Below are 21,749 nucleotides of genomic sequence, written 5' to 3'. Positions count from 1 at the left end.
TTCATGAATAAGGAATTGATTATCGTACTGGACTTTGGTGGTCAGTACAATCAGCTTATTGCACGAAGGGTCAGAGAATGTAATGTTTATGCAGAAGTACATCCGTACACCATGAGCATTGACGAGATCAAGAAGATGAACCCGAAAGGCATTATTTTCACTGGTGGACCGAATAGTGTATACAAGGCTGATTCACCAAGTTACAGCAAGGAAATTTTTGAACTGGGTATTCCAATCCTTGGAATCTGTTATGGTTCACAGTTGATGGCACATGTGCTCGGCGGCAAGGTAGCAACTGCTCCGGTTAGTGAATATGGCAGAACTGAGGTAACAGTGGATAAGAATTCCATTTTGTTTAAAGATGTAAATAAATCAACGATCTGCTGGATGAGTCATACCGACTATATCGCAGAAGCACCAGAAGGATTTGTATCAACTGCAACGACTCCAAACTGTCCATTTGCGGCAATGGAAAATGCAGAGAAGAATTTATATGCAACACAGTTCCATCCAGAGGTTATGCATACAGAAGAAGGAATGAAGATGCTTCGTGCATTTGTCATGGATGTATGTAAATGCTCCGGTGACTGGAAGATGGATTCTTTCGTTGAAGATACGATCAAGAGTCTGCGTGAGAAGATTGGAAATGGCAAAGTGCTCTGTGCATTATCCGGTGGTGTAGATTCGTCGGTTGCAGCCGTTCTGTTATCCAAGGCAGTTGGCAAGCAGCTTACTTGTGTATTTGTCGATCAGGGACTTCTTCGTAAGAACGAGGGTGATGAAGTCGAAGCAGTATTTGGCCCGGATGGTCCATATGATCTGAACTTCATCCGTGTAAATGCGCAGGATCGTTTCTACCAGAAACTTGCAGGAGTTGTTGAACCGGAAGCAAAACGTAAGATCATCGGTGAAGAATTTATCCGTGTATTTGAGGAGGAAGCAAAGAAGATCGGTGCTGTTGACTTCTTAGTACAGGGAACAATTTATCCTGACGTGATCGAATCCGGTCTTGGAAAATCTGCAACGATCAAGAGCCACCACAACGTAGGCGGACTTCCGGATTATGTTGATTTTAAAGAAATCGTTGAACCGCTTCGTCTCCTGTTCAAGGACGAGGTTCGTAAAGCTGGTCGTGAGCTTGGCATCCCAGAGTATCTGGTAAGCCGTCAGCCATTCCCAGGTCCGGGTCTTGGAATCCGTATCGTTGGGGAAGTAACTGCTGAGAAGGTTAAGATTGTTCAGGATGCTGACTATATCTATCGTGAGGAGATTGCAAAAGCAGGTCTTGATAAAGGACTTGGACAGTATTTTGCAGCTCTTACCAACATGCGTTCGGTTGGTGTTATGGGTGATGAACGTACCTACGACTATGCAGTTGCACTTCGTGCCGTATGCACCAGCGATTTCATGACCGCTGACTGCGCGGATATTCCGTTTGAAGTATTGCAGAGAGTAATGACAAGAATTATTAATGAAGTGAAGGGTGTCAATCGAGTAATGTATGATCTGACGAGTAAGCCACCTGGAACGATTGAGTTTGAATAACGGATTAAAATGCCGAAAGCCTGTATTTATGCGGGTTTCCGGCATTTGTTTTATCAAATGGCTCTAGTTTGGCTCTATTTGTGGGCGGGATAAGGGTTGCGAAAGCACTGATGGAGAAATAAAGGCATAATGGTAAGGAAAAAGTGATATATGCATCTTGGAAGCACAGCAATACTGAAAATTATAAGTTCAGCTGGAACAAAAAGTAAGTTATGTACTGGAGAATTCCGGGAATCTGTGGGGAGTAATTGCGGGAAAAAAGGGAAAAGCGTATAATGCAAGAAAATAATGTTTTCACAGTGTAAAATAGAGGAGAGAACTATCATGCAGAAAATACTGATTGTAGAAGATGATACAAATATCAATAATCTGCTTCAGGAAGCATTATCCAAAGCAGGCTATTCCTGTGAGCAGGCGTTTTCCGGAACTGAGGCAAAGCTGCTTTTGAATATGCAGGAGCATAGCTATGCACTGGTGTTGCTGGATTTGATGTTGCCGGGAATTACAGGAGAAGCAGTTCTGGAGGAAATACGGAAAAAGGGAAATCTTCCGGTTATTGTTTTGACTGCGAAAGATAGCTTGGATGAAAAGGTAAAGGTTTTAACTAGTGGGGCTGATGATTATATAACGAAACCTTTTGAAATCAGAGAGGTATTGGCAAGAATTCAGGTACAGCTTCGTCATACAGAAGAAAAGGAAATAAAAGAATCTAACCTTTCGTTCAGAGAGATGGTATTGAACAAAGCTACTTTTCAGGTCAGCATTGGTGGAAAAATACTTCCTAAGATAACAAGACAGGAGTTTGCGATTTTAGAATTACTGCTCAGAAATCCGAAGCAGGTTTTCAGTAAAGAGGACATTTTTGAATATGCGTGGGACGAACCATATATGGGTGAAACAAAAACTCTGGATGTACATATAAGCAATATTCGTAAAAAGATAAAAACAGTTACATCTGAGGAATATATTGAAACAGTCTGGGGAATCGGTTATCGTCTTCATCTATAATCTTTACTCTTTTTTTACTATTTATTTGCGTTTGATTAGGATTATTCCTTTATGATAAATGCAGATAAGAAAAAGGAGATGAAAAACTTGAGCGAAATATTATTGGAAACAAGAAACTTGACTAAGCAATATGGACACCATAAAGCTGTGGACAGTGTCAATATGCATATTAAAAAAGGTGCTATTTATGGTTTTATCGGTCGGAATGGAGCTGGGAAGACAACTTGTCTGAAGATGATCAGTGGACTTTCCAAGCCAACTTGTGGAGAAATCGAGATGTTCGGATACAAGGGAAAGGATTTGCAAAAAGTTCGATCACGGATAGGATGTCTGATTGAGGCACCGGGACTTTATGGAGATATGACTGCATATGAAAATCTGAATATCAAATGCAAGCTGTTTGGAATAAAGAAAAAAAGTTATATTGAAGAAATATTGAGAATTATCGGTCTGGAAGATGTGGGAAAGAAAAAAACAAAACATTTTTCACTTGGAATGAAACAGCGTTTGGGAATTGGTCTTGCTTTGGTTGGAGAACCAGATTTATTAGTTCTTGATGAGCCAATCAATGGATTGGATCCACAGGGTATTGCAGAGATCCGGGATACGATTCAGAGACTTCAGAAAGAGAAGAATATGACAATATGCATTTCCAGTCATATTCTTGAGGAATTATCGAAGATTGCTACTGATTATGGAATTATTCATAATGGAAGTTTATTACAGGAAATTACAAGAGAAGAATTAATAAGAAGATGCAGTGAACGGATAGAGTTGACATTGGATCATCCGAAACAGGCGATTCCGGTGATGGATTCTATGGGATTTACCAACTATCAGGTAACAGATAAAGAGCATATTCATATTTTTGAACGATTGAATGAAAGTGCAGCGTTGAATATGGAACTTGCAAAGTCAGAAATTCCGGTAAAAGGGATTTCCATAACCAGTGAAGAACTGGAAACTTATTTTCTGAATCTGACGGGAGGTGCGGATCATGCTTAATATAATAAAAATGGATTTATACCGGATGCTTAAAACCAAAAGTATGTATGTAATCTGGATCGTACTGGCAGCAATATTATTGATTACAACATCTTTATGCAAGACGGATTATGAGCTTTTGACTGAAAAGGATGCCATGAAACAGGAGCAGGTTACTGAACCTACTGTGGATAATATTAATGTGGGAATGATGGTAACGCTGCCTACGGAGCCGGGAGAAAAGGTGACGGTATATGATATCTTTTTTGCCAATTCCCAAGGAAAATTGTATGCACTGCTTTTGGTAATTTTTACTGTTCTGTTTTCAACAGCGGATATCAGTAGCGGATATATTAAGAATATAGGAGGTCAGGTTAGAAATAGAGGAACTCTGATTTTTTCCAGGGCAATTGCCTTGGCTGTCTTTACGGTACTGACAATGGCAGGTGCATTCTTATTTCAGGCAGCGGCGAATGGTATTGTTTTCGGGGAATTGGAATGGGGAAATACAAAGGCAATTTTATCTTATTTTGTGACTGAACTGGCTCTTCATTATGCACTTGTGCTGATTTGTATGGCGATTGCAATTATTTTGAAAAATAATGTAATCAGCATGGTCATTGCTGTCTGTCTTAGCATGAATGTAATGACCATTGTGTATGGGGTGATCAATAGTGCTATTCAAAAAATAGGAATTCAGAATTTCCAGATTTATAAGTATACGATAACAGGAAAATTATCACTGCTTCCTATGGATCCGAGTGGAAATGAGTGTTTGGCGGCATTTGGTGTGGCAATAGTGTTCATCGTTATGATGATATCAGTAAGCAGCGTTGTTTTTCAAAAGAGGGATATTTAACGGATGTATATCGTAATTGGGATATTAGCAGGAATTATTATCTTACAATTTATTATTATGTGGAAATACCAGCGGCAGGTGAAAGACATCTGCCGCCAATTGGCGTTTATGATGAAACATGACAGTAACATGTTGATTAACCATGAATTTGATGTGGGTGGAATAGGAAAGCTTTCTGACAAGTTGAATGAGCTTCTGGAACTGCGAAGAAAAGAGAAGCAGCATTATCAGGAGAAAGAAGCTCTGATTGCGGACACTTATACAAATCTTTCTCATGATATCCGCACACCACTGACATCTTTGGACGGATATTTCCAGCTAATGGAAGAATGTGAAAATATAGAGGATCAGAAACGTTATTTAAGCATTATCCACGAAAGAATTCATAGTCTGAATGAAATGTTGGAAGAACTTTTTATGTTTACAAAGTTAAAAAACGAATCTTACAGTTTGGAATTGACATTGTGCTGTATGAACCGGATTTTGAAAGAAACAGTTTTTTCATACTATGATGAATGGGTAAGAATGGAAATTCAGCCGGATATTCAGATTACGGAAGAACAGTTGTATATACATGGAAACAGGCAGGGACTCCGCCGTGTTATCCAGAATGTGATAAAAAATGGGCTGGATCATGGAGAAAAGAAGATTAGCATTGTGTTGGAACGTGATCAAAATCAGGCGGTGCTTAGAATCAGCAATCAGGTTACACATCCAGAACAGATTAATATAGATCAGGTATTTGAGCGATTTTATAAAGCAGATGTTGCCAGAAGTAAAACATCTACTGGATTGGGACTATCTATTGCAAAGGAGTTGGTTAGTCGGATGGATGGAGAGATTGAAGCAAAAATAGAAAAAAAAGAGTTTATTGTTGAAATGAATTTTCCGATTGTAACCGATGCTAAATAGTATTTTGCGACGTAGAGGGATAATCAATAATTTTTATTTTGTAGGTTTGTCAAACATATGTTACACAGATGACAGATAATCCTTTAGTACCTGATTTGGAGATTTCCATCCTAATGGACGCATAGGAAAGTTGTTATAATCCCTGCGATTATACACTTTCAACTGTTTGGCAAATTCCTCAAAAGAATAAAAAGTATGAGTTGCATAAAAACGCTCATTATCCTTTCGGTGGCTTCTTTCAACTTCCCCGTTATGTCGTGGTGTAAAAGGTCGTATAACTTTATGGCAAATCCCATGCTGCTTCAGATGCACCTGAAATAGTGTGGGTTTGTCACGGTGAGTGGTAAAACGATTTGTAAATTCTGCTCCATTATCAGTTTGGATACACTGAATGGGTAACGGAAAGGCTTTCACCAGATGCTCTATAAACATAGCAGAAGAATACGTGTTGTGTTCTTCAAAAGCCTCTACGAAACGCCATCTGGAATACTCGTCAATGGCAGTATACTGAAAGAATTGTTTGCCGATGACCTTGGGGTTTTTGAGGCATGCAGAAGGAACAAATTTTACATCAACCTGTATGCGTTGTCCCGGATAATCCATCTGTTCGTAAGGCTTTGGAATATATTTAGGATTTGGCGGATGAACTGCCATAATTCCCTGCTTACGGAGAAATCTGTATAGTCCAGGGATGGAACGGGAGTAACCACGCTGCTTGAGTTTAACCCAAAAGACAACAAGACCGGCATTGGGATTGCGTCTGTGCATATCAAAGATCAGCTTGATCTCTTCAGGGGTATGTTGGTTTGGATGATGATGGGGTCTGCGAGAGTGGTCACGAAGGGACTCAATAGAACCGTCATAACGTCGTTTCCAACGATAAATGTATTGACGGTTGGTTTTATATTTGATAGCAGCCTTGGTGACACCAAACCTTTCAGCGTATTTGATTAAGGATAGACGATACCGCATATCTTGTGTTATAGTAGCCATAGCAGAGAACTCCTTTTTTGTTGTGGTGACTAAAATATAACACAAAAGAAGCATCTCTGCTTTTTTATATTCAGTTGTAACACATGTATTGTAATCCTACAATTCTAAAATTGAAAAAATCAATTTTAGATTGAAACAAGGAGGACTTGATGATATAATGAAAAGAAATGATAAATAGTTGTAATGACACGAAAGGGATAATAATGGCAATCAGATACAACAAATTATGGAAGAAATTGATAGATGAAAATATGATGAAAGTTGACCTTAGAGATCAGGCAGGAATTACAACAAATGCACTGGCTAAACTAGGGAAGAATGAACATGTAAGTACACAAGTTTTGGAAAAAGTATGTAAAGTATTGCATTGTGAGATACAGGATATCATGGAATTTGTTCCAGACGAGGAAAGGGAAGAAAAGTAATATGGCTAAGAAGAAAACAACGGAAAAGGCATTGAACATAGATAATATTTTATTTAATTGTAGAGATTATTTGCGTGCGGCACGTAATTCCGGCTCATTCTTTGAAAAAAGAGATATGATGCTTACGCTAGTGTTCTTGAGGTTTATCGGCGAAAAGTATGAGGATGGAATTGAAAATCTAAAACAGACACTTAAAGAGCAGGGATTAGATCCGGAAGATGAGAACATTAGAGCAGCATTCTTTGATGATGCTACTTTTGCAGATGGTACATATAATTTACCACCAGAAGCAAGATGGTCGACTATTATCAGTACACCGGCACCACAGCTTAATGTTGCACTTGATACAGCTTTGCAAAGGCTTGAGGAAGAAGATCCACAGTTGAAAGGCTGTTTTGTTAAAGGAACATTTACAGCACGCAATTTAGCAGCTAATGATATAAAGAAAATTGTTGATGAAGTGAACAAAATCAGTCATAAGACATTTGGAGAGGAAAAAGACCTTATTGGTCGTGTATACGAATACTTTCTTAAGGAGTTTGCGGTAAATGCTACAAAGGAGGAAGGAGAATTTTATACACCTCATGACGTAGTTCAACTCATTGCAACGATGATTGAGCCTTATGATGGCACCTTATATGATCCTTGCTGTGGTTCAGGAGGAATGTTTATTCAGAGTGCTGAACTTGTAAAGTCAAAGCAAGGAAACTTAAATGGTATCAATGTATATGGTCAGGAAAAAGAACCGGCTACATATCGCCTTGCGAAAATGAATTTGGCTTTGCGTGGAATTAGTCATAATCTTGGAGAAGAAGCAGATTCATCATTTACGCATGATTTACATAAAGGATTGCACTTTAACTATATTATGGCAAATCCACCTTTTAATCTGAAAGGCTGGTATAATGACAATTTGAAAAATGACGGTCGTTGGTCTGACTATCAAACGCCACCTGAAAGCAACGCAAATTATGCATGGATTTTGCATATACTTTCACATTTGAAGAAAACTGATGGAGTAGCAGGATTCCTTCTTGCGAATGGTGCGTTGAATGATAGTGATACATTGGAAATACGTAAGGAACTGATTCAGAATGATAAAATTGAGGCTATCGTTGTTCTGCCAAGAGAATTGTTTATTACAACAGATATCAGTGTTACTCTTTGGATACTGAATCAGAATAAAAAAGGTGGAAAATACCATGGAAGAAATCTCCGAAATCGCGAGCATGAGATACTCTTTATGGATTTACGCCAATGGACAGAAAATGCTGTTAAGGGTGAGAGCAAAAAAAAGTTCGGTTGGATACAGAACAAATTGAGAAGGCAGCAGATATTTATCACACATGGCAATGTGAGGGAACTGATGGAGTAGACTATGAGATGCCAGAACTTTACCATAGTGTGTGCATTAATGAAATTGAAAATAAAGGCTGGGCTCTCACACCAAGCAAATACATTGAGTTTATTGACCATGATTTAGAAATTGATTATGAAAAAGAAATGGCTCGTATTCAATCTGAAATGAAAGAGGTTATGAAACAAGAAAAGAAATCCCAGCAAATGCTGGAGGAAGCATTTAGGGGGATTGGATATGGGATTGACTAAATATAAATTTGGTGAATTGATTGAATTAACAAATGAAAAAAATGCCAATGGATTATATGGTGAAGATGATGCAATAGGTGTAAACATCGATAAAATTATTATGCCAATGAGAGGAAATTTGGAGAAGAAAGATTTTTCAAATTTCCATTTAGTTCCACCAAGGCACTTTGCATACAATCCAAGAGGAAGTAGAAAACTCGGTATTGGTTTTAATGATACTGAAAAAACATTTATTATCACTTTTAATGACAATGTTTTTAGAATTAAGGAAACAGCAAAGAAAAAAATATTGGACACATATTTATTCATGTATTTATGTAGAAAAGAATGGGACAGATACGCAGAGTTTATTTCATGGGGAAGTTCCACTGAGGTTTTTGATTGGAATATATTTTGTGAAGAAGAAATTTTTCTTCCACCAATTCAAATCCAACAAAAATATGTAGATGTTTATAATGCTATGCTTGAAAATCAGAAAAGCTATGAGCGTGGCTTGGATGATATAAAACTTGTTTGTGATGCGTATACTGAAGATTTGAGGCGAGAGATGCCTTGTGAAGCAATTGGTTCCTATATAGAAGAGGTCAATCAAAAAAATATTGGTAATCTCAAGTTGGATTCTGTACGAGGTATAGCAACAAGTAAAGAATTCATCAATACTAAAGCTAATATGGAGGGAGTTTCTCTAGAAAATTACAAGGTAGTAGAGCCTGGAATGATTGCTTTTATTTCTGACACTTCACGAAGAGCAGATAAAATGTCGATAGCTTTGAATCAGTCGGAGGAGAACTATTTAGTATCGTCAATATCAACTGTAATACAAACTGATAATACTAAACTACTTCCTAAATATTTGTATTTATTTTTTTGCAGAACAGAATTTGATCGTTATGCCCGTTTTCATTCGTGGGGGAGTGCAAGAGAAACATTTAGCCTTGATGATATGAAAGAAGTACGAATGCCACTTCCAACTATTGACGTTCAAAAATCCATAGTTGGTATCTATGAAGCATACACAATACGAAAAGAGATTAACGAAAAACTCAAAGCACAAATAAAAGACATCTGTCCAATTCTTATTAAAGGCTCAATAGAAGAGGCGACAAAAGCAAAGGAGGCATAGTCTATGGCAAGATTAAAAGAATACAATGGTCATTATTGTGAATCAGAATATGAATATGCCTTCATTGGATTTTTAAAAGCGGAAGGTTGGAAGTATTCTTCTGGCAATAATATCTCCCGTGTAACAAAAAGAGATGTACTAATTGCTGATGATTTCAAGAAGTTTATAGCAGACACCAACCCGGATTTGATAGATGACGAAGTGACACAGATTTACGATAATGTCCGTTTTGTAGGTGCGGAAAGTGATTTTGCTACTTTGCACAAAGTATATGGCTGGATGGTAAATGGTGTTCAGTTTATACCGCAGGATGGATTGCCAAGAATGATACCACTTATTGATTTTGACAATTGGGATAAGAATATCTTTCGTATAGTGAACCAGTTTACAGTAGAATATACAAACAATGGTCAAAAAGAAAATCGCAGACCGGATGTGCTCTTGTTTGTAAATGGTATGCCCTTGTGTGTCGTTGAGCTTAAAAATCCCGCTGATGCCAATGCGACTATTTATGATGCCTGGGAGCAAATTAATATTCGTTACTGGAGAGATATTCCGCATCTTTTACACTATTGTCCTTTGGCTTGCATTTCAGATGGTGTGAAAACAAAATTAGGTACAGTGCGCACACCTTACGAGCATTTTTATGCTTGGCGTAGAGTAAATGAAGGAGATACAGTATCCACCTTACCTTTTGCAGAAACAGAAACTATGATAAAGGGTGTTTACGCACCTGAACGTTTCATGGAGATTTTTAGGGACTATATCTATTTCCAAGATAGTATTTATGATAGCGATGAAGTAGAAATCGTATGCCGATACCCTCAGTTCTTTGCAGCAAAACTTTTAAAACAAAGTATTGTAAATTCTGTTGTTACGGGGAGTGGCAAAGGTGGAACATACTTCGGTGCAACCGGATGTGGCAAAACGTATACGATGGCTTTTCTTGCACGTCAGCTTGCACTTCGTTGTACTGATATTCCTGCAATCGGTTCTCCTACAATCATACTAATTGTTGATAGAGATGAACTGCAAAAACAAGGTTCAAAACTTTTTACGAAGAGTAAAGAATTTCTTAACCTTGGTGAAGTATCTGTTGTAAAAAACAGAACACAGTTAAGACAGGAACTTGGTGCAAGGCAAAGTGGTGGTTTTTATATTTGCACCATCCAGAAATTCTGCGACAGAGAAGATGACAAAATCGGACTTATCAATGATAGACAGAATATTATATGTTTTTCAGATGAGGCTCACAGAACCCAGCTTGAACATTCTAAGAAAATTCAGTTTAGTAAGGATGCCGATGAAAATATGAAAGCTATGGTTTCAAAACCATATGCAAAAGTATTGAAAGAAGCATTTCCACATGCTACTTTTGTCGGTTTTACTGGAACTCCGATTGCAGAAACTTATCAGACCTTTGGTGAAGAAATCGACCGATATACAATGGATCAGGCAGTTGCAGATGGACTTACTGTTTCCATTAAGTATCATCCGCGTATTGCAAAGGTATTGCTTGATAATAATAAGGTAAAAGAAATTGAGAATTATTATAAAAAATGTGTTGATGACGGCGCAACCTATGAGGATATCGAAGCAAGTAAGAAAGCAATGAGCTCTATGGAAATAATTCTTGGCGAGCCTTCCAGACTTGAGCGTCTTGCTACAGATATTCATGACCATTATGTTTCATCTTGTGCAGGTGATCCAGACAGAATACAAAAAGCAATGGTTGTATGTTCTAATAGAAAGATAGCCTACGCATTATTACAGAAGTTTAAGGATAAATACCCAGAATGGTTTGAGGAAAAGAAATCACCAGATGGGGTTTCTGTAACAGAAGAGGAACTGAAAGAATTGAAACCAATGCCATTTATGGCAATGGTATCCAGTGTTGGTAGTAACGATGAAAAAGATATGTATGATTATCTTGGCGGAGTTAAAAATGATAAGCGTTCAGAAGAATTGGATGCTGCTTTTAAACAGGAAAAATCAAATTTCAGTATTGTCATTGTTGTAGATATGTGGATTACGGGCTTTGATGTTCCTTGCCTTACATATTTATATAATGATAAACCTCTCAAAAAGCATTTGCTGATACAGACAATAAGCCGTGTAAACAGAAAATATCCGGGGAAAGAATATGGTATGGTTATCGACTATATTGGTATTCGCGACAATATGCGTGAAGCCATGAAGGTATATGGAGGCAATACATCTGTTGCACCGACAGCCGATGATGTAGAGCAGGCTACATCAGTGTTTAGAGAAGAACTTGAAGTATTGAAAAACATGTTCACAGGTTATGATTTATCACCATTTTTAAATCCGGAATGTGATCCGATAGAAAGATATAGACTTCTTGCAAAAGCAGCAGAATATGTATTTGTATCAACAGAAGAATTACAGTCGGAAGGAAATAATGGTGTTCAGAAAGTTTCCTTCAAAACCTACTTTTTAAAGACAGTAAAACGAATGAGGGCAGCTTTTGATATTTGTCAGCCTTCCGGTTATCTTGGGGAAGAAGAATCTGCACTTGCACAATGCTTTATGGCTATAGCAGGTTTTGTTCGTAAGATGAGCGGAACAAGTGAAGTAGACACTGATACGATGAATCGTGCAGTTTCAAAGATGGTTGAAGAAGCATTAAAATATAATCAGGTGGAAAGTGTTCTTGAAAGCGGAGAGGAAGAAGATATTTTTTCTCCGGAATATTTTGAAAAATTATCTGATGTCAAAATGCCGGCAACTAAATTGGAATTGCTTGTTAAGATGCTTCGAAAGCAAATTAAGGAATATGGAAAAGTCAATCGGTTAGCTGCAAAATCATATCAGGAAATGTTGGAAAAGACGATTGCAGAATATCATGAAAGACGTAAACATCTTACTGCTGAAGAAGCCGGTGAGGCACAGGAAAAGGCATCTGAGGATATAATTAAGATTGCAACGGAACAGGCGTTAGCTATTCTTCGTCACATGAACGAAAACAGAGAGAGTTTTCGAAAAATTGGCTTAACATTTGAGGAAAAAGCATTCTATGATATTTTGATTTCTTTGCGTGACCAATATAACTTTGAATATGGAACAGATAAAGAAGTGGATGGTGTTATAGTCAATGATAAATGTAAAGCTTTAGCAAAGAAAATAAAAGATATTATTGATACAAAGTCTTCGTTTGCCGACTGGCTCAATAACCAAAATGTAAGAAATGGATTGAAATTGGAAATCAAAATATGCTTGGTGAAGAATGGTTATCCGCCACAGTATAGTCCGGAAGTATTCAACAAAGTTATGGAACAGGTGGAGAATTTTGAAGAGTATTCCGTAACAGAAGATATAGGAAATGAAGCAGCTAAGTCTGCAAAGATTTATCAATATGAGCCAGAGTATAATGTGATGAAGGTGGCGGAAGATTCGGCACATTATGGTGATTCAAAAAATAATCAGTAGGGGAGGCACTGAAGATGAAGTACATTTTTTTTTATGATGAAACAGAGCATAGTAGAAAGATTAATTATGAAACTGTTACTGCGAATAATTACTATGATAATTTCATAACTGGAATTGTAGGGTGGAAAGCAGAAGAAGATGAATGTATTTCTGACAGATACCTTGCTTTTGAATCGAAGTATGCTTATAGAAAAAAAGACGGAGAATTAAAGAGCCAGACCATGAAAGCAAAAGATTTTAGGCTTGGGTTTGCTTCTCTTAATAATCATACGATTGAGTTTTATGAAGACCTTGTATCATTATTTGATGAGAAAATAATTATTTATTTCTCTGTGTTTAGCAAAATAGAGTATGTTATTAGCCAGTTGTTTGTAAATTATCATAGTTCTATGTTTGTTGATGTTGATTACATGAAATACTCAATAATTAAGGCTATCAATGTATATCGACCACAAAATGTGATAGAAGCAATTTATAAAGAACCACAAATATTTGTTAAAGAACTACGGTCTTTTTTAGAAGATAGGATTATTAAAAATCAAGCGAATACTACTTTGAAAGAGCATGAGAATCAAGCATTTGAGGAAATACTTATACTCCTTGAGGACACAGAGGTACCCGAAACATTAGATTGGTCCTATTTTGCACCTTTTGATGGATTTAAGAAGTTGTTGACAGAGATGAATGTTAATGAATATCAGTTGATGATTGACCGAGAAGGGAAAAAATCGCATACATTGAATTCTGCAATGGATGTAGGGCTTGAAAATGTCACCGAAGAAGATTCTAAGGATTATGTTGGAATCAGAATGGCTGATTTGCTTGTTGGATTAATATCTCGATTGATGCAATCATTGAAGATATCATTAACCGGAAATTATAAAGAAGGGGAAATTAAGAAGACTCTTTTGGATTCTGGTTGGTTTGCATTGAATCAAAGACAGCTTGATTTGTATAAAAAATTATATCGGGTAATTTGTGAGAATAATGACTATTGGTACAAATCTTATTCTGGAATTTATTCGGATGATTTGGTGGCTTTTGTAGCACTTCTTCAATTTGTGAATCATTTTTCAGATGCAGATGAGATTCGTAATAGTAAGATAGAAATGCAACCAGAATATTATAATGCTTTTGTCTGCGAGAGCTTGAACGAACGTTATAAAATAATGAGGAACAAATTACCGATTGATCCTATAGTAGAAGATGGCAAAGATTATTTTTATAATCAAAGAGGTGCAAAGGTTTATAAGGATATTAACAAGCAACCTATGTTGCCATTACATAGTGGACAGAATGAGTTTTATGTTCTTTCAGTTGGATTTTCACAGAATAGGACCCCATTAGTAACAATCTCTGAAAATGATAAGCCGATATGTTATAGATTGCCGAATGAGTACAGTGATTGGACTATGACTGTTGCTGGGGTTTCCAGTATGGGTGAAAGATTATTTCCATCAAAAGTGTTATTTTCATTAATTGGTGGAAGGTATTTGGTTGATATTTTATAGATTTTAGGTATTTCAGAAATTTAAATATATAGCTTTGAAAAGTAGGTGAATGAATGGAAAAGATTTTTTCGTATAATGTAGATATAGACAAAACAGCATATATGAATTGGAGAACCAGACAGCATCAACCCATTCATGATATGATGATTATTGCTGATGGATACATGAAGGCAGCGATAATGCTTGCACAAGATTGTTTGCAGGATAATGGAGATAAAAAGGCGGATATTGTAGTTTTCCCAATGCTGTTTTCGGCAAACCATGCAATAGAGTTGTATCTAAAATCTATAAACTGGTCTTTGAATATGTTGCTTAATGAGAAAGAGTCCTTTTGCGGAGGGCACGATATCAGGCAGATATGGCATACAGTAAAAAAACGTATGATAAGTTTTGAATCCGATAAAGACCAGAGAAAACAATTTAAGGAAATGACAAAAGAACTCGACGACTATATTTTAGAATTATATGACAAAATAGATAAAGACCATAATGCTAATGCAAAGATAAAAAATATGGATTTTTCACGGTATCCGTTTAATACGGATGACGAATATCATTTTTATATTGAGAACTATGGAAATGAGGTTGTAGATTTGGAAATGTTTGTGGAGGTATTCAAAAAAATAGGTGATAACTTAAATTGTATTGCTGGATATTATGAAGAAATGGCAACGTTTGTTCCTGATTATGATTGAGAGAAGGAGTGACACCGAATGATAGATATATATACACAAAAAAAAGATTCTAAAGACTGGATTCTTCAAAACGACTTGTATTTCAATTTAAATACAAGTAATGAAGAAATGTCCTCAAATGAAATAAATCTCATTCAGCAAGTAGATGAGGCGAAGTTGACACCAGATAAGCATATTGAAACAAAATATGGTTTAGGTACAATCCGTAATTTGTCATCTGGCTGCAAGACATTACTTAATATTGTAAAGCATCCTGATAAGGTGGTGAATGTAGAAGAATGTGGTCCGAATGTGCTTAAAATAATTTTTACTATGGATAATATAAAGATTTATATGTCCAGACCATCGCTTTTTGATATCCCGGATGATGTGCAAATCAGATTCAATGATTCTGATATAGTGACCGGAAGGAGAGGATATAATGCCTGGTGGGGCAAGGAGTATGAAAGGAGAGAAGCAGATGATCTATAAGAATATTACATTTAAAGCAGATCCATTTTCATACAATCTGGAATTTGACGATAGAATAACTCTTGTTGGCGGAGATAGCGGTACCGGTAAAACTGTGCTTTATGAAATGTTAGAAGATTTACGATTAACTGATGAGTACAAAGCTATAAAATTGTTTAATTATAAATCAGATAATTTCTCAGAATCATTAGAACAATGCAGGGATAGTTTTGTTGTGGTCGATAATGCAGATAATTTGATTAATGATGAGATCAGACGTTTTATTAATTTTGAGCCGTCGAATCAATATATGCTTTTCCTACGAAATTGCGATGGACTAAATGTATCTGATAAGAGCTTTAAGGTGTTAAAGTTTGACAATAATAGGATAACACTGGAAGAGGAGTTGTGATATGAAGTATTTATGGACAGAAGATACCGGCGCAGGACTTCACTTCTGGAAATTGGTAAATCAACTTTTCTTTGATGATGCATTGGTGATCGAAAGCAAGGAAAGTAATCAGGGTTTATTGGATGCATTGGCAGAGATAGACATTAAAGAGGACGATAAGTATTATATTGCATTTGATTATGTGGTTGATAATCAGGATATTCGTAACAAGTATCGTATGTTGAAATCAATAGCAGATAAGTCCGAAGGAAAGATTATAATTCTGGATATGATTTGTTTTGAATACCTGATTCTTGCTTTTGATAAGCTGGTGGAATGGACAGGCACCGGAAAGAGAGATAAAATCAAAATTCGTGAAGAGGTTTTATCAGCAATTGAGAATCATAGAATCAATTTGTCAAAGATTGGCGATGAGAAGACATTGCAGTATTTGGCAAGTTTTAAGAGATACTCTACAGAGCGTGTGATGAAATCATTGGTGGGTGAATTTACACAAAACGAGAAGTGGTCCGTTAAGGGTTCTCTTATGGGTGAGTGCTGGTACAAGGATTGTTGTGTGTCAGAATATCCGGATAATCTGAGGTGTGGTCAGCCGGAGATTGAGGATGGGAATGAGAAGATGAGGATGTTGATACAGTCGGAAAAAGTGCAGAAAATAATTGGAGAAGTCATTATTTAAATTATATTTACTAACAATTGACAGCTGTATTGTAAAAAAAGGAAGTGAAGATTTGAAGATTACACATGTTAAAATACGCAATTATAGAAATTTAAGGGATATAGATATAGGTTTAGCAGAAACGGTAGCAATTATAGGGGAAAATAATAGTGGTAAAAGCAACTTTTTAAAAGCAATCACGCTTCCTTTTTTGACTGATGATAATACACATATCAGTAAGAAATTATCATGGATTGATATAAACAATGAAACTAAGAAATGCTATTATAAGAAAATTATTCTGAATCAAAATAAAATTAGGAATGATGAGATTACTGTAGAGCAATTTGCAGAATTTTTACCGACAGTAAGTGTTGAAGTGAATATTCAGGCAAGTGGTGCAGAGGAATATTATGTTAAGGATATATCGTATGCAATCGAAGACGGAGAAATTCAATATGGAATAAAATATGAGTTCGCTCCTAAGAATTGCGCAGACATATTCAGAGTGGTAAAAGAAGTTGTATCTCAGACTGAAATTAACGATGCAAATTTAAAAGAGGTTAAAATGAATCTCTTACCAGTAGAATATTATAATTATTCAATAAAAGTTTCGGATGGTAGCAATGTGTCATATGATACATTGAGAATGTTCAAGTACGAGGCTCTTGAGGCAGAAAGAGATGATTTTTCAAAAACTAAGAATCAGTTGGGCTCAAAATTTTTGGTTGATTTATTGAAAGATAGACTTTCTGATCAGGATAAATTGAAAATAGAAAAAGAATATAGTCATTTCTTTGAGGCACTAAAAGAAATTAGTGATATTAATGATATAATTAACTGGCAAGAAACATCTGAGCTAAAGGGTGCAAAGAAGTTTTTTTCGTACATTAACATTTTGCCTAATATGCCACCAATGCAATCTATTTTAAGTAGTGTAAGGTTGGGATATTCAGAAGAAGAATTGTCAATGCAAGGATTGGGACATCGTAACTTAGTATTGCTGTTTGTGCTGATTAATTCACTGCTTGGAAAGGAAACAGATATTGCTCTGAATGTTTTAACGATAGAAGAACCGGAAGCCCATTTGTGTATTAATAATACAAGATTGATGGTAAGTTTTTTAAAAGCATTTACGGATAAGAATAAAACTGTGCAGTTGTTTTATTCCACACATAGTACTGAATTCATTAACAAGATGAATTTAAAAAATGTGGTGGTTTTACATAATGGAAAAGCTTACTCATTTGCAGATGAATTAGAGGATGAAGATTTTGCATATTTAGCAAAGAACCCTAATTTGGATCTTTTTAAACTATTTTTCTCTAAGAAATGTATTTTGTTTGAAGGAATATCGGAAGAATTATTAATTCGTTCTTATATTGAATCAAAAGAAACATTAAGTGACATTGAAGTGCTGTCATTTCATAAAGGGTTTAAAAAAATAATGAATATTTGGAAAAAAGTCAATGAAGGTTCTGGCAATAAATTGGGCATTATTCGTGATTATGATAATCAATCTAACGCTAAGAAGCAACATGATAAATATAATGATGATAAGGAAATATGTGTTAGAACGACCGAGTATTATACTTTAGAACCGGAAATTGTAAATACGGGTGACAACTATAAGATATTGAAGAACAAATATGGAGATGTTTTTGGTTGGAATGATATGACAGATGATCAGCTTACAGAAGCGTGGAAAAATGCAAAAGCAACTGATATGTTTACGATTTGTAAAGATTTAGCTAGTGGAGAATTAGAAGGTTTTCAAATGCCAAAACATATCCAAGATGTTATAGATTTTCTTTCACAAGAGTCAGAAGAGGTGTTATAAAGTGGAAATAAATATAGCAGGTGCAGGAGCAGGAAAGACTACAAAGATGTCTGATAAAATAATACTTCTTCGTAATCAAATTGATGCGGAAAAGAAAATATTTTGCGTTGCATTTACTAATAGTGCCGTAGATTGTATTCGTAGAAAGCTGTGCGAACATTATGTACAAATTCCGGAAAACATAATAGTGAGTACGATTCATTCGTTTTTGTATAGGGAAATAATAAAGCCATATTATCATTTACTTTATGGAAAGAAATATGAAAAAATTTCTATTGCAGAATTACCACAAGACGCAAAGTATAAAAATGCAAAGATTAAAAGACTTGATGATATGAATGTACTTCATCAAACAGTAATTCCTGAACATGCTAAATGGGTATTGTGTAAAAAATCAAAGGATACAAAAAATATAAAAGATGGGAGACAAATAATTAAAAATGCAATTGTAAAATATTGTGGTGCAATCTGTATAGATGAAGTACAGGACATAGATAAGCATATGCAAGAAATTATAGAAGAATTAAGTGGAATGGAAATCCCAATGATACTGATGGGAGATCCGAAGCAGGATTTAAAAGGATTTAAATGCTTAAGAAACCTTATGTCTATATACGAACAAAATGTTAGATATATATCAGAATGTCATAGATGTCCGCAATTACATTTAGAACTGTCAAATCGTTTGGTAGATAAAAATGAAAAGCAGAAATCTGAAAAGGACTCCGGTCAATTATCAGTATATTATGAAAGTGAAATTGATTGTCACACATTAATTGAAAGACAAAAATATGATTTGATGTATATATCCCAGAAGCAAGGGGTGTATGAAACACACGACTACAAGAAGAATAACATAAGAGAGAATTTAGCGGAAGAGCTTGAACCATTGCTGTTTGAGAATCATCCAACCAAAGATGCTCAGACAGTTAAAAAAGTAGCGTATTATTATGCTGGGAAGATGATTGAAAAGTACAGGAATACGGGAAAGAAAAAAGATGCAATGGCATTACTGAGCAAGTGCGAAAAAATAGATTCAAGAAGATATGGCATTATCATAAATATTTTTGAAGACGAAAGTCCAATAAAACAAGAAGATAAGATTTTTGTAAAATCAATAGACTACATAAAGGGAATGGAGGGGGAGAAGTGTTTATTCATTCTCACAAATGACTTGGCAGCATATTTATTTAACGATAATAATACGGAGGCGAATAAGACGAAGAATAAGCTTTATGTAGCCCTTACTCGTTCGTTAAATGAATTGTCGATATACATATTAAAAGAGGTTGAGAATAAATACACAAAGAAGAGAATACAGGATTTTTTTGAAAGATATCTTTGAATATAAGATGATAATAAAGGTGGTGATGAGATGTTGGTAGATGAAATATGGGATTTCAAAAGTATTAACATGGGACGCGAGTTAGAGATTTCTGGAGAATTTATATATGAATCAGCAAAGAAAACAATGTCGATAACTGGATTAAATAATCAATATGAGATTAATATCATATTGTATACCGGAGCAGTTGGCATAGAACGGTTACAAAAAATTTATTTGTGTCTTGTTCTAAAAAATCCAACTGATAAGGAATCTGTTCCAAAGTGCCTTATAGAACATAACCATCATGAATTAGAAAAAGAAATTGAGAAATATACTACAGAACAACTTTCAAAAAATGGAAGAAGTCTTTTGGGAGTTTTTTCTAATTATTATAATAATTACCGATATGCAAATTATATACCTGGAAAAAATAGCAGTGAGTTGAGAAAGTTATTTATTAGTTTTTTGAAAAAACAAAATGGAAAATTTAATTTTGATGAGCCATGTGCTTTGATCCAGTTTGATGAATTCAAACGTTTTTACATAAATGAATTGGGAAAATTGGCTAGATATTATTTTGAATTAATAGAACATAAGGCAAGAGATATTAATACGTATACATATGAGATTGACTCGTATTCAAATGCTGCAAGAGTCTTTTTATCAACTCAAAGAAGATCTCTTTATGAGCAGATGGTTATAGAACAAAATTCAATAAAAGAGCTACTGCTCTATATGTATAAGAATAAGCGAGAGTCTGGTGTTTTTAGATTACTGAATGATATGGAATCTTTGGAAATGGATGATGCACTAGTAAATGATTATTTAGCTGATTTATGTGAGGGAAAAGTCAATAATTGGTTGATAGATTATGTAGACGAGTTGTATGAAGAAATGGAAGACATAAAGAAAAGAAAAGAGCGTAAGGAATTATTGGCATTGATTGGAAATAGATCGGTTTTGTTTGATTTTGATGATTTTGAAGATGATGAAAATGAATCATACAACAAGAATATGTTTGAAAGCGACGATATTGAGGGAGAAGAGAATTTGTAGTTGCAAAAAATGAAAATTAACTTGTCATTCAGGTATCATCAAGTTATAATATTCCCATGGCAACAGTTTGGCAACAACCATTCAGTAGGTCAAAATAAATAGTGTAATTGATATATAAATATGCCCCATACTCGACCGAAACTTAAATAAAATAAGTTAAGTGATGTTTGGGTCATAAAGAGTTTGAATAAGAGCCACAAGTCTTGGAACCCGCTAAACAAGCGGCTTCCGAGACTTTTTCTTTTGCTCTGCTACTAATTTGCAACTAATAGCAACTACTCTATTTCACATCGTTTTGTTTTTTTAGATAGCTTTTCTTTGAGGCATGTGAAAAAATGATGAAAAAGTATTTGCGATGGTATTGGTATCTTGTATAATAAGTTTACAATGATATTTTTAATTCAGCAGATAATTTTTATCGAAAAGTATGCTGCTCATTAAAAACAATGACAAATGGGTATTTTTATATCCGAATCTACAAATGATAATCAGGAGGTTTTTTATGGATAAACACATAGAAAAAGCAATGCAGTTAAGAAATAATGAGAGGTGTCCGAACTGCGCGGAAACGATAATGATGACCTATGCAGATGAGCTTGGTTTGTCGGAGAGCCAGATGAAGGCACTTGGTACAAATTTTGGCGGAGGAATGAAGTCAGGCAGTACATGTGGAGCTGTGACAGGAGCACTGATGGTACTCGGAGCATTGGGAATCTCAGATCCTCATATTGTAGGAGAGTTCCAGAGAAAGATGAAAGAGAATCATAATGGTATGATTAATTGCTTTGATCTGTTAAGGGCAAATGCACAGGCGGGTGGTCAGAAGAAACCGCACTGTGATGGCATGATCAAAGAAGCCATTGAACTGATAGAAGAATATAGGTAATACCCTG

General features: G+C 35.5%; 20 protein-coding genes. 19 read left to right on the top strand and 1 reads right to left on the bottom strand.

Annotated elements, in window-relative coordinates; genetic code table 11:
- Window positions 1–3 precede the first annotated feature (3 nt).
- The 5 genes from guaA to OCV60_RS09620 all read left to right on the top strand — a co-directional run bounded on the left by guaA (window position 4) and on the right by OCV60_RS09620 (window position 5,308).
- A complete protein-coding gene (gene guaA, locus OCV60_RS09640) occupies window positions 4–1,545 on the top strand; it encodes a glutamine-hydrolyzing GMP synthase (RefSeq protein WP_044944527.1) in 1,542 nt (513 codons plus the stop codon).
- 324 nt (window positions 1,546–1,869) lie between these two features.
- Window positions 1,870–2,553, top strand: a complete 684-nt coding sequence (locus OCV60_RS09635) for a response regulator transcription factor (RefSeq protein ID WP_172674890.1) — start codon at window positions 1,870–1,872, stop codon at window positions 2,551–2,553.
- A 51-nt stretch (window positions 2,554–2,604) separates the two neighbouring features.
- Complete coding sequence (locus OCV60_RS09630; protein WP_262530095.1) at window positions 2,605–3,558, top strand: ABC transporter ATP-binding protein; 954 nt, start codon at window positions 2,605–2,607, stop codon at window positions 3,556–3,558.
- 136 nt (window positions 3,559–3,694) lie between these two features.
- Window positions 3,695–4,396 (top strand): ABC transporter permease, encoded by a 702-nt coding sequence (locus OCV60_RS09625; RefSeq protein WP_262530094.1) that lies wholly within the window; start codon window positions 3,695–3,697, stop codon window positions 4,394–4,396.
- Window positions 4,397–4,399: 3 nt separating this feature from the next.
- Complete coding sequence (locus OCV60_RS09620; RefSeq protein ID WP_021943286.1) at window positions 4,400–5,308, top strand: sensor histidine kinase; 909 nt, start codon at window positions 4,400–4,402, stop codon at window positions 5,306–5,308.
- A 60-nt stretch (window positions 5,309–5,368) separates the two neighbouring features.
- Here the strand turns inward: OCV60_RS09620 and OCV60_RS09615 are convergent, their stop codons facing one another.
- Window positions 5,369–6,301: a DDE-type integrase/transposase/recombinase gene (locus tag OCV60_RS09615; RefSeq protein WP_262530093.1), complete on the bottom strand. Its 933-nt coding sequence runs from the start codon at window positions 6,299–6,301 to the stop codon at window positions 5,369–5,371.
- 203 nt (window positions 6,302–6,504) lie between these two features.
- Here OCV60_RS09615 and OCV60_RS09610 point away from each other — a divergent pair, with 203 nt between their 5' ends.
- From OCV60_RS09610 to OCV60_RS09545, 14 genes are all read left to right on the top strand, one after another.
- On the top strand, window positions 6,505–6,726 hold the full coding sequence (locus OCV60_RS09610; protein ID WP_015525478.1) for a helix-turn-helix domain-containing protein: 222 nt from the start codon (window positions 6,505–6,507) through the stop codon (window positions 6,724–6,726).
- Window position 6,727: 1 nt separating this feature from the next.
- Window positions 6,728–8,101: a class I SAM-dependent DNA methyltransferase gene (locus tag OCV60_RS09605; protein WP_262530092.1), complete on the top strand. Its 1,374-nt coding sequence runs from the start codon at window positions 6,728–6,730 to the stop codon at window positions 8,099–8,101.
- 8 nt (window positions 8,102–8,109) lie between these two features.
- Entirely contained in the window at window positions 8,110–8,334 is a 225-nt protein-coding gene (locus OCV60_RS09600; RefSeq protein WP_262530091.1) for a hypothetical protein, read from the top strand.
- Window positions 8,321–9,457 (top strand): restriction endonuclease subunit S, encoded by a 1,137-nt coding sequence (locus OCV60_RS09595; RefSeq protein ID WP_262530090.1) that lies wholly within the window; start codon window positions 8,321–8,323, stop codon window positions 9,455–9,457. The genes OCV60_RS09600 and OCV60_RS09595 overlap by 14 nt, the downstream gene beginning before the upstream one ends.
- A gap of 3 nt (window positions 9,458–9,460) precedes the next feature.
- The gene (locus OCV60_RS09590) at window positions 9,461–12,907 is read left to right on the top strand and encodes a type I restriction endonuclease subunit R (RefSeq protein WP_262530089.1); all 3,447 of its coding nucleotides are present in this window, start codon (window positions 9,461–9,463) and stop codon (window positions 12,905–12,907) included.
- A 14-nt stretch (window positions 12,908–12,921) separates the two neighbouring features.
- Window positions 12,922–14,418 carry a DUF3800 domain-containing protein gene (locus OCV60_RS09585; RefSeq protein WP_262530088.1) on the top strand — a complete coding sequence of 499 codons (1,497 nt, stop codon included), beginning with the start codon at window positions 12,922–12,924 and terminating at the stop codon, window positions 14,416–14,418.
- A 53-nt stretch (window positions 14,419–14,471) separates the two neighbouring features.
- A complete protein-coding gene (locus OCV60_RS09580; protein ID WP_262530087.1) occupies window positions 14,472–15,113 on the top strand; it encodes a hypothetical protein in 642 nt (213 codons plus the stop codon).
- An 18-nt stretch (window positions 15,114–15,131) separates the two neighbouring features.
- Window positions 15,132–15,584, top strand: a complete 453-nt coding sequence (locus OCV60_RS09575; protein ID WP_262530086.1) for a DUF4869 domain-containing protein — start codon at window positions 15,132–15,134, stop codon at window positions 15,582–15,584.
- Complete coding sequence (locus tag OCV60_RS09570) at window positions 15,574–15,975, top strand: ATPase (RefSeq protein ID WP_262530085.1); 402 nt, start codon at window positions 15,574–15,576, stop codon at window positions 15,973–15,975. Before OCV60_RS09575 ends, OCV60_RS09570 begins: the two co-directional genes overlap by 11 nt.
- A gap of 1 nt (window position 15,976) precedes the next feature.
- Window positions 15,977–16,654: a hypothetical protein gene (locus OCV60_RS09565; protein ID WP_262530084.1), complete on the top strand. Its 678-nt coding sequence runs from the start codon at window positions 15,977–15,979 to the stop codon at window positions 16,652–16,654.
- 52 nt (window positions 16,655–16,706) lie between these two features.
- On the top strand, window positions 16,707–18,473 hold the full coding sequence (locus tag OCV60_RS09560) for an ATP-dependent nuclease (RefSeq protein ID WP_262530083.1): 1,767 nt from the start codon (window positions 16,707–16,709) through the stop codon (window positions 18,471–18,473).
- Window position 18,474: 1 nt separating this feature from the next.
- Window positions 18,475–19,818: a UvrD-helicase domain-containing protein gene (locus OCV60_RS09555; RefSeq protein WP_118694191.1), complete on the top strand. Its 1,344-nt coding sequence runs from the start codon at window positions 18,475–18,477 to the stop codon at window positions 19,816–19,818.
- Between the two features lie 30 nt (window positions 19,819–19,848).
- A complete protein-coding gene (locus tag OCV60_RS09550) occupies window positions 19,849–20,856 on the top strand; it encodes a hypothetical protein (protein ID WP_262530082.1) in 1,008 nt (335 codons plus the stop codon).
- Between the two features lie 502 nt (window positions 20,857–21,358).
- The gene (locus OCV60_RS09545; RefSeq protein ID WP_117785580.1) at window positions 21,359–21,742 is read left to right on the top strand and encodes a C-GCAxxG-C-C family protein; all 384 of its coding nucleotides are present in this window, start codon (window positions 21,359–21,361) and stop codon (window positions 21,740–21,742) included.
- Window positions 21,743–21,749 lie beyond the last annotated feature (7 nt).

Source organism: Coprococcus ammoniilyticus, from assembly GCF_025567345.1.
Lineage (GTDB): Bacteria > Bacillota > Clostridia > Lachnospirales > Lachnospiraceae > Coprococcus > Coprococcus ammoniilyticus.
Note: the sequence above shows the minus strand (reverse complement) of the source record. Positions and strands in the feature narration are given on the sequence as shown.

Bases quoted from the DNA above. Each gene is read 5' to 3' on its own strand.
- guaA (WP_044944527.1), top strand. From the start codon at position 4: ATGAATAAGGAATTGATTATCGTACTGGACTTTGGTGGTCAGTACAAT.
- OCV60_RS09635 (WP_172674890.1), top strand. From the start codon at position 1,870: ATGCAGAAAATACTGATTGTAGAAGATGATACAAATATCAATAATCTG.
- OCV60_RS09630 (WP_262530095.1), top strand. From the start codon at position 2,605: ATGATAAATGCAGATAAGAAAAAGGAGATGAAAAACTTGAGCGAAATA.
- OCV60_RS09625 (WP_262530094.1), top strand. From the start codon at position 3,695: ATGAAACAGGAGCAGGTTACTGAACCTACTGTGGATAATATTAATGTG.
- OCV60_RS09620 (WP_021943286.1), top strand. From the start codon at position 4,400: ATGTATATCGTAATTGGGATATTAGCAGGAATTATTATCTTACAATTT.
- OCV60_RS09615 (WP_262530093.1), bottom strand. From the start codon at position 6,301: ATGGCTACTATAACACAAGATATGCGGTATCGTCTATCCTTAATCAAA.
- OCV60_RS09610 (WP_015525478.1), top strand. From the start codon at position 6,505: ATGGCAATCAGATACAACAAATTATGGAAGAAATTGATAGATGAAAAT.
- OCV60_RS09605 (WP_262530092.1), top strand. From the start codon at position 6,728: ATGGCTAAGAAGAAAACAACGGAAAAGGCATTGAACATAGATAATATT.
- OCV60_RS09600 (WP_262530091.1), top strand. From the start codon at position 8,110: ATGCCAGAACTTTACCATAGTGTGTGCATTAATGAAATTGAAAATAAA.
- OCV60_RS09595 (WP_262530090.1), top strand. From the start codon at position 8,321: ATGGGATTGACTAAATATAAATTTGGTGAATTGATTGAATTAACAAAT.
- OCV60_RS09590 (WP_262530089.1), top strand. From the start codon at position 9,461: ATGGCAAGATTAAAAGAATACAATGGTCATTATTGTGAATCAGAATAT.
- OCV60_RS09585 (WP_262530088.1), top strand. From the start codon at position 12,922: ATGAAGTACATTTTTTTTTATGATGAAACAGAGCATAGTAGAAAGATT.
- OCV60_RS09580 (WP_262530087.1), top strand. From the start codon at position 14,472: ATGGAAAAGATTTTTTCGTATAATGTAGATATAGACAAAACAGCATAT.
- OCV60_RS09575 (WP_262530086.1), top strand. From the start codon at position 15,132: ATGATAGATATATATACACAAAAAAAAGATTCTAAAGACTGGATTCTT.
- OCV60_RS09570 (WP_262530085.1), top strand. From the start codon at position 15,574: ATGATCTATAAGAATATTACATTTAAAGCAGATCCATTTTCATACAAT.
- OCV60_RS09565 (WP_262530084.1), top strand. From the start codon at position 15,977: ATGAAGTATTTATGGACAGAAGATACCGGCGCAGGACTTCACTTCTGG.
- OCV60_RS09550 (WP_262530082.1), top strand. From the start codon at position 19,849: ATGTTGGTAGATGAAATATGGGATTTCAAAAGTATTAACATGGGACGC.
- OCV60_RS09545 (WP_117785580.1), top strand. From the start codon at position 21,359: ATGGATAAACACATAGAAAAAGCAATGCAGTTAAGAAATAATGAGAGG.